Here is a 7,815-nt window from a genome sequence, read left to right as displayed (position 1 = left end):
ACTACGTGCGGCAGTTCACCGACTTCACCGACTACCGGCACCGGGTGTTCGCGATGCACAACGGGCAGGCCTACCAGTTCCCGATGGGGCTGGGCCTGGTGTCGCAGTTCTTCGGCAGATACTTCACCCCGGACGAAGCGCGCAGGCTGATCGCCGAGCAGGCCGCCGAGATCAAAACCGAGGACGCGCAAAACCTCGAGGAGAAGGCGATCTCGCTGATCGGCCGGCCGCTGTACGAGGCGTTCGTCAAGGGCTACACCGCCAAGCAGTGGCAGACCGATCCCAAGGAACTGCCGGCCGCCAACATCACCCGGCTGCCGGTGCGCTACACCTTCGACAACCGGTACTTCAGCGACACCTACGAGGGCCTACCGGTCGACGGTTACACGGCGTGGCTGCAGAACATGGCCGCCGACGACCGCATCGAGGTGCGGCTGGACACGGACTGGTTCGAGGTTCGCGATCAGCTGCGCGCGGAAAGCCCGGACGCGCCCGTCGTGTACACCGGCCCGCTGGACCGCTACTTCGACTACGCCGAGGGCCGGCTCGGTTGGCGCACACTGGACTTCGAGGTGGAAGTGTTGCCGATCGGGGATTTCCAGGGAACGCCGGTGATGAACTACAACGATCCCGACGTGCCCTTCACCCGCATCCACGAATTCCGGCACTTTCACACCGAGCGTGAGTACCCCGCCGACAAGACGGTGATCATGCGGGAGTTCTCGCGGTTCGCCGAAGACGACGACGAGCCCTACTATCCGATCAACACCGAGGCCGACCGCACCCTGCTTGCCGCGTACCGAGCGCGGGCGAAGGCCGAAACCGCCTCCGCCAAGGTGCTTTTCGGTGGCCGGTTGGGCACCTATCAATATCTGGACATGCACATGGCGATTGCCAGTGCACTGAACATGTACGACAACACCGTCGCGCCGCACCTGCGCGACGGCAAACCTCTGGTGGAAGAAGGCGCGGGGGCAAGCGCGCCGGCGACGACGCAGACCGAAGCGAGGGGGAGGAGCGGCGCCTGATGACTGCTGTAAGCCTGCTTTCCAGAATTATCCTGCCGCGTCCGGGTGAACCCCTGGACGTGCGCAAGCTGTATCTGGAGGAATCGACCACCAATGCGCGGCGGGCGCACGCGACCAGCCGCACTTCGCTGGAGATCGGCAAAGAGTCCGAGGTGTCGTTCGCCACCTACTTCAATGCGTTCCCCGCGAGCTACTGGCGCCGCTGGTCGATCTGTACCGCGGTGGTGCTGCGGGTCGAGTTGACCGGAACCGGCCGCGTCGACGTTTACCGGACGAAGGCCACCGGAGTGCGGATCTCCGTGGACGGCCGCCAATTCGTCGGTACCGACGACCAACCGGCCATCGTCGAGATCGAGGTGCCGCTCAAGCCGTTCGAGGACGGCGGCTGGATCTGGTTCGACATCACCACCGACACCGTGGTCAACCTGGTGAGCGGTGGCTGGTATGCGACCGAGCCCGCCCCGGGTACGGCCAACATCGCCGTCGGCATCCCCACGTTCAATCGGCCCGCCGACTGCGTCAACGCGCTGGCCGACCTGACCGCGGATCCGTTGGTGGACGAGGTGATTGGGGCGGTGATCGTCCCCGACCAGGGCGTCCGCAAAGTGCGCGATCACCCGGACTTCCCGGCCGCCGCCGCCGGCCTGGGCAACCGGCTGTCCATGCACGACCAGCCCAATCTCGGTGGTTCCGGCGGCTACAGCCGGGTGATGTACGAAGCGCTGAAAAACACCGACTGCCAACAGATTCTGTTCATGGACGACGACATTCGCATCGAGCCGGACACCATCCTGCGGGTGCTGGCGTTGCACCGCTTCGCTAAGACGCCGATGCTCATCGGCGGCCAGATGCTCAACCTGCAGGAGCCGTCGCACCTGCACATAATGGGCGAGGTCGTCAACCAGTCGAACTTCATGTGGACCGCCGCACCGCACGCGGAGTACGACCATGACTTCGCCCAATTCCCGTTGAACGACAAGAACGCTCGGAGCGCGCTGCTGCACCGGCGTATCGACGTCGACTTCAACGGTTGGTGGACGTGCATGATCCCGCGGCAGGTCGCCGAGGAGCTGGGCCAGCCGCTGCCGCTGTTCATCAAGTGGGACGACGCCGAATACGGCCTGCGTGCCGGAGAGCACGGGTATCCGACCGTAACCCTGCCGGGCGCGGCGATCTGGCACATGGCCTGGAGCGACAAGGACGACGCCATCGACTGGCAGGCCTACTTCCATCTGCGCAACCGACTGGTGGTCGCCGCGATGCACTGGGACGGTGACGTCACCGGACTGGTTCGCAGTCACCTAAGGGCGACGCTGAAACACCTTGCCTGCCTTGAGTATTCGACGGTTGCGATCCAGAACAGGGCCATCGACGACTTCCTAGCTGGGCCCGAGCACATCTTCTCGATCCTGGAATCCGCTCTGCCCGAGGTACATCGGTTGCGCAAGGAATACCCGGACGCGGTGGTGCTGCCGGCGGCGAGCGAACTGCCGCCGCCGTCGAACAAGACCAGGGCGATGAAGCCGCCGGTCAACCCGCTGTCGATCGGTTATCGGCTGGCCCGCGGCATCGCGCACAACGCAACCAAGGCCGACCCCGAAGCCCGCCGGCGCCCGGAGTTCAACGTGCCCACCCAGGACGCGCGCTGGTTCCGGTTGTGCACCGTCGACGGCGTCACCGTGACGACGGCCGACGGGTGCGGCGTGGTCTACCGGCAGCGCGACCGCCGCAAGATGTTCCAGCTGCTGTTCGCCTCGCTGCGGCGGCAGCGCCGGCTGGCGAGCCGGTTCGACGAGATGCGCAAAACGTACCGGGATGCGTTGCCCGTGCTGTCCAGCAAGCAGAAGTGGGAGACGGCGCTGCTACCCGCGCACGCCGAGCGAAAGCATGCCTGAATCGCCACCCCCTACGGGTGAGGTGGCCGCGCTGGTGGCTGTGCAGTCGGCCTTGGCCGACCAGCCCGGCATGCTGACGGCCGCGCGCGGTCTGTCGCATTTCGGCGAGCACAGCATCGGCTGGCTGGCCGTGGCGGCGGTGGGCGCGCTGCTGATGCCGAAGCGGCGCTTGGAGTGGCTGATGGCCGGAACCGGCGCGTTCGCCGCGCACGTCGCCGCCGTGTTGGTCAAGCGGGTGGTGCGGCGTAAGCGGCCCAACGATCCGGCCGTCGTGGTGAACGTCGGCACGCCCAGCCAGCTGAGTTTCCCGTCAGCGCATGCCACCTCGACGACGGCCGCGGCCATCCTGATGGGCCGGATCACCGGTCTGCCGCTGCCCGCCGTCTTGGTTCCCCCGATGGCGTTGTCGCGGATGCTGCTGGGCGTGCACTATCCCAGCGACGTGGCGTGCGGCATCGCCCTCGGAGCCATCGTCGCCCGAATCACCGTCCGGCTCGAAGGCCGGGCGCGGAAGGTCTGGCCGAATGAGTGAGGACGTGGTGACCGGGCCCCCGGGCAACGTGGTGATCGGGGTGGTCAAGGCGATCCGCCCGCGCCAGTGGGTGAAGAACGTCCTGGTGCTGGCCGCGCCGCTGGCCGCATTGGGCGGTCCGGTCCGCTACCACTTGCACGACGTGCTGGACAAGGCCTACCCGGCCCTGGGCGCGTTCGCGGCGTTCTGCCTGGCCGCGTCGTCGATCTACCTGATCAACGACGCGCGCGACGTCGAGGCCGACCGCGAGCACCCCACCAAAAGGTTTCGCCCCATCGCCGCGGGCGTCGTGCCGGAGTGGCTGGCCTACGCCCTGGCGGTGGTGCTGGGAATCGCCGCACTGGTTATCGGCTGGTGGATCACCCCCAATCTGGCGCTGGTGCTGGCCGTCTACCTCGCCATGCAACTGGGCTACTGCTATGGCCTGAAACACCAAGCGGTGATGGACATCTGCATCGTGTCGTCGGCCTATTTGCTGCGGGCCATCGCCGGGGGCGCGGCCACCGACATCCGTCTGACCCAGTGGTTCTTGCTGGTGATGGCGTTCGGGTCGCTGTTCATGGTGGCCGGCAAGCGGTACGCCGAGCTGCAACTGGCCGAGCGCACCGGCGCCAAGATCCGCAAGGCGCTGGAGAACTACACCAGCACCTATCTGCGGTTCGTCTGGACGTTGTCGGCCACGGCGCTGGTGGTCTGCTACGGGCTGTGGGCGTTCGACCGGGAGCACGGCGCGGCGGGCTGGTTCGTGGTGTCCATGGTCCCGTTCACCATCGCCATCCTGCGGTACGCGGTGGACGTGGACGGCGGGCTGGCGGGCGAGCCCGAGGACATCGCGCTGCGGGACCGGGTGCTGCAGCTGCTGGCGGTGACGTGGATCGCGACAGTTGGAGCCGCCGTTGCCTTCGGCTAGCTCCGAACTGCAGGCCCTCAAGGCGCGCATGATGCGCGGCCGGCCGGTCATCAGGCGGTTGGGCTGGCCCGTATTCCCCTACACCGCCATGGTCCGGGTCAGCCTGTGGATCAGCGTGGCGGTGGTCGCCGTCCTGTTCGCCTGGGGCGCCTGGCAGCGGCGCTGGATCGCCGACGACGGGCTGATCGTGCTGCGCACGGTCCGCAACCTGCTGGCCGGCAACGGCCCGGTCTTCAACCAGGGCGAGCGGGTGGAGGCCAACACCTCCACGGCCTGGACCTACCTGATGTACGCCGGCAGCTGGGTGGGTGGGCCGATGCGCATGGAATACGTGGCGCTGGCGCTGGCCCTGACACTTTCGGTGCTGGGTGTGGCGCTGCTGATGCTGGGGGCCGCCCGGTTGTATGCGCCCAGCCTGCGGGGCCGCAGGGCCGTCATGCTGCCCGCCGGGGCGTTGGTCTACGTCGCGCTGCCGCCGGCGCGTGACTTCGCCACCTCGGGGCTGGAAAGCGGGCTGACGCTGGCCTACCTCGGGCTGCTCTGGTGGATGATGGTCTGCTGGGCCCAGCCGGTGCGCAACCGCCCGGATCGCAGGCTCTTCATCGGTGCGCTGGCGTTCGTGGCCGGTTTCAGCGTCTTGGTTCGGCCCGACCTGGCGCTGATGGGCGGGCTGGCGCTGATCATGATGCTCATCGCGGCGCGGACGTGGCGGCGCCGGGTGCTGGTCGTGGTGGCCGGTGGCCTGCTGCCGGTGGGCTACGAGATCTTCCGGATGGGCTACTACGGCCTGCTGGTGCCCGGCACCGCCCTGGCCAAGGATGCGGCCGGCGACAAGTGGTCCCAGGGCATGATCTACCTCTCGAATTTCGACGCGCCCTACGCGGTCTGGGTGCCGGTGGTACTCCTCGTTCCGCTGGGGGTGCTGCTACTCGCCGCCCGCCGACGGCCGTCGTTCCTGCGCCCCGCGCTCTCGCCCGACTACGGTCGGCTGGCCCGGGCGGTCCAAAGCCCCCCGGCCGTCGTGGCCTTCGTTGTGGTGAGCGGCCTGCTGCAGGCGCTCTACTGGATCCGGCAGGGCGGCGACTTCATGCACGGGCGGGTGCTGCTGGCGCCGCTGTTCTGCCTGCTGGCCCCGGTGGCCGTGATCCCGGTGGCCATACCGGACGGCCAGGACTATTCGCGGGAGACGGGCTATTGGGTGGCCGGCGCGGCGGGCGCGCTCTGGCTGGGGGTGGCGGGTTGGTCACTGTGGGCGGCGAATTCACCGGGGATGGGCGACGACGCCACCCACGTCACCTACTCCGGCATCGTCGACGAGCGGCGCTTCTACGCGCAGGCCACCGGGCACGCGCATCCACTGACCGCCGCCGACTACCTGGGTTATCCGCGGATGGCCGCAATCTTGACGGCCCTCGACAACACCCCGGACGGCGCGTTACTGCTGCCGTCGGGCAACTACATCCAGTGGGACCTGGTGCCGCAGGCGCAGCCGGGCCCCGACAAGCCCCCCCAAAAGCCGCAGCACACAGTGTTTTTCACCAACCTCGGCATGGTGGGCATGAACGTCGGGCTCGACGTCAGGGTGATCGACCAGATCGGATTGGCGAATCCGCTTGCGCAACACACGGACCGGTTGAAGCACGGCCGCATCGGCCACGACAAGAACCTCTTCCCGGATTGGGTGATCGCCGACGGACCGTGGGTGAAGGTGTATCCCGGTATTCCGGGTTACTTGGACATGCAATGGGTCGCGGAGGCGGTGACGGCCCTGCAATGCCCCGAGACCAAGGCGGTGCTGAGTTCGGTGCGCGCACCGATGACCCCGCACCGATTCCTCTCCAACCTGGTGCATTCCTATGAATTCACCAAGTACCGGATCGACCGCGTTCCGCGCTACGAGCTCGCCAGATGCGGACTGCCAGTGCCCGAAGAGGTCCCACCGCCGCATCGCGAGTAAGCCGCGCGCAGAAGAATTTTCGGCCAATCTCAAAACGATCACGATCCACGCCCGTGAAAGATTGCCAGCAACATCACATTTGGTCCTTCACCAGCTGGCACTAGTGCCCAGGCACATGCGAAAACGCCGCCGAAGGCGCCGGCGTTTCGCCTGGAAAACATCGGGTAGCGACCGCCGAATGACGCTTTGCGGGGCGGCCTCGATGCGACTCGACGGCTGCAGGTGTGGTTGACTACACGAGCACTGCTGCGCCTGATCGCATGCAGTACGACCCAAATCATGGACGCGTCCGGGTGATGGGCGCGCCGAAAGGATGAGGAAGCAAGGATGACGCTTGTCGACAGGTTTCGCGGCGCCGTGGCAGGTATGCCGCGCCGGCTCGTGGTGGCGGCCGCTGGTGCGGCCCTGCTCTCGGGCCTGATTGGCGCCGTGGGGGGCTCGGCGACCGCCGGCGCGTTCTCGCGCCCCGGTCTGCCGGTGGAGTACCTGCAGGTTCCTTCCGCAGGGATGGGCCGCGATATCAAGGTTCAGTTCCAAAGCGGTGGGGCCAACGCGCCCGCGCTCTACCTGCTCGACGGTATGCGCGCCCAGGACGACTTCAACGGCTGGGACATCAACACCCCGGCGTTCGAGTGGTACAACCAGTCGGGCATTGCCGTGGTCATGCCGGTCGGCGGCCAGTCCAGCTTCTACTCCGACTGGTACAAGCCCGCCTGCGGTAAGGCCGGCTGCACCACCTACAAGTGGGAGACCTTCCTGACCAGCGAGCTGCCGGCGTACCTCGCGGCGCAAAAGCAGGTCAAGTCGACCAACAACGCCGCCGTGGGTCTGTCGATGGCCGGCTCGTCGGCCCTGATCCTCGCCGCATACCACCCGAACCAGTTCGTTTACGCCGGCTCGCTGTCGGCCCTGCTGGACCCGTCGCAGGGCATGGGTCCGTCGCTGATCGGCCTCGCCATGGGTGACGCCGGTGGCTACAAGAAGGACGACATGTGGGGGCCGTCGAGCGACCCGGCGTGGGCGCGCAACGACCCGTCGCTGCAGGTCAGCAAGCTGGTCGCGAACAACACCCGCATCTGGGTGTACTGCGGCAACGGCAAGCCGTCCGACCTCGGTGGCGACAACCTGCCCGCGAAGTTCCTGGAGGGCTTCGTGCGGACCAGCAACCTGAAGTTCCAGGACGCGTACAAAGCCGCCGGCGGTAACAACGCGGTGTGGAACTTCGACGCCAACGGCACGCACGACTGGCCGTACTGGGGTGCGCAGCTGCAGGCGATGAAGCCTGACCTGCAGGCGACCCTGGGCGCCACCCCGGGCGCCGGGCCGGCCACGGCCGCGGCTGCTGCCGGGAACGGTCAGAACGGCGGCCAGGGCACCTAAGCCCAAAAACGACGCGACTGGCGGCGGAAACCCCTCGGGGTTTCCGCCGCTGGTCGTTTTGGTGTGTGATTTGATTCACTACCCCGTGGGCGGGGGAACTACGGCGCTGGCTA

The 7,815-nt window shown here is 67.3% G+C and carries 6 protein-coding genes; all 6 read left to right on the top strand.

What is annotated here, in order from left to right; translation table 11 throughout:
• On the top strand, window positions 1–1,028 hold a 1,028-nt coding region (locus tag A5781_RS15715), incomplete at its 5' end, for a UDP-galactopyranose mutase (RefSeq protein WP_067207849.1).
• Entirely contained in the window at window positions 1,028–2,923 is a 1,896-nt protein-coding gene (locus A5781_RS15710) for a glycosyltransferase (RefSeq protein WP_067207846.1), read from the top strand. The genes A5781_RS15715 and A5781_RS15710, both read left to right, overlap by 1 nt.
• A complete protein-coding gene (locus tag A5781_RS15705; protein ID WP_067207843.1) occupies window positions 2,916–3,455 on the top strand; it encodes a phosphatase PAP2 family protein in 540 nt (179 codons plus the stop codon). Before A5781_RS15710 ends, A5781_RS15705 begins: the two co-directional genes overlap by 8 nt.
• Entirely contained in the window at window positions 3,448–4,365 is a 918-nt protein-coding gene (locus tag A5781_RS15700; RefSeq protein WP_066953453.1) for a decaprenyl-phosphate phosphoribosyltransferase, read from the top strand. The genes A5781_RS15705 and A5781_RS15700 overlap by 8 nt, the downstream gene beginning before the upstream one ends.
• Window positions 4,352–6,322, top strand: coding sequence for a terminal beta-(1->2)-arabinofuranosyltransferase (aftB, locus tag A5781_RS15695; protein ID WP_304441376.1), 1,971 nt, complete (start codon window positions 4,352–4,354; stop codon window positions 6,320–6,322). The genes A5781_RS15700 and aftB overlap by 14 nt, the downstream gene beginning before the upstream one ends.
• A 327-nt stretch (window positions 6,323–6,649) precedes the next feature.
• Window positions 6,650–7,702 (top strand): esterase family protein, encoded by a 1,053-nt coding sequence (locus A5781_RS15690; RefSeq protein WP_067207837.1) that lies wholly within the window; start codon window positions 6,650–6,652, stop codon window positions 7,700–7,702.
• Window positions 7,703–7,815: the final 113 nt, after the last annotated feature.

This window comes from Mycobacterium sp. 852002-30065_SCH5024008 (assembly GCF_001665645.1).
GTDB classification, from domain to species: domain Bacteria; phylum Actinomycetota; class Actinomycetes; order Mycobacteriales; family Mycobacteriaceae; genus Mycobacterium; species Mycobacterium paraffinicum.
This window is presented reverse-complemented; position numbering and strand designations above follow the sequence as displayed.

What these genes read in the sequence shown, in the direction of transcription:
- A5781_RS15690 (WP_067207837.1), top strand. Translation starts at nt 6,650, where the DNA reads ATGACGCTTGTCGACAGGTTTCGCGGCGCCGTGGCAGGTATGCCGCGC.
- A5781_RS15700 (WP_066953453.1), top strand. Translation starts at nt 3,448, where the DNA reads ATGAGTGAGGACGTGGTGACCGGGCCCCCGGGCAACGTGGTGATCGGG.
- A5781_RS15710 (WP_067207846.1), top strand. Translation starts at nt 1,028, where the DNA reads ATGACTGCTGTAAGCCTGCTTTCCAGAATTATCCTGCCGCGTCCGGGT.
- A5781_RS15705 (WP_067207843.1), top strand. Translation starts at nt 2,916, where the DNA reads ATGCCTGAATCGCCACCCCCTACGGGTGAGGTGGCCGCGCTGGTGGCT.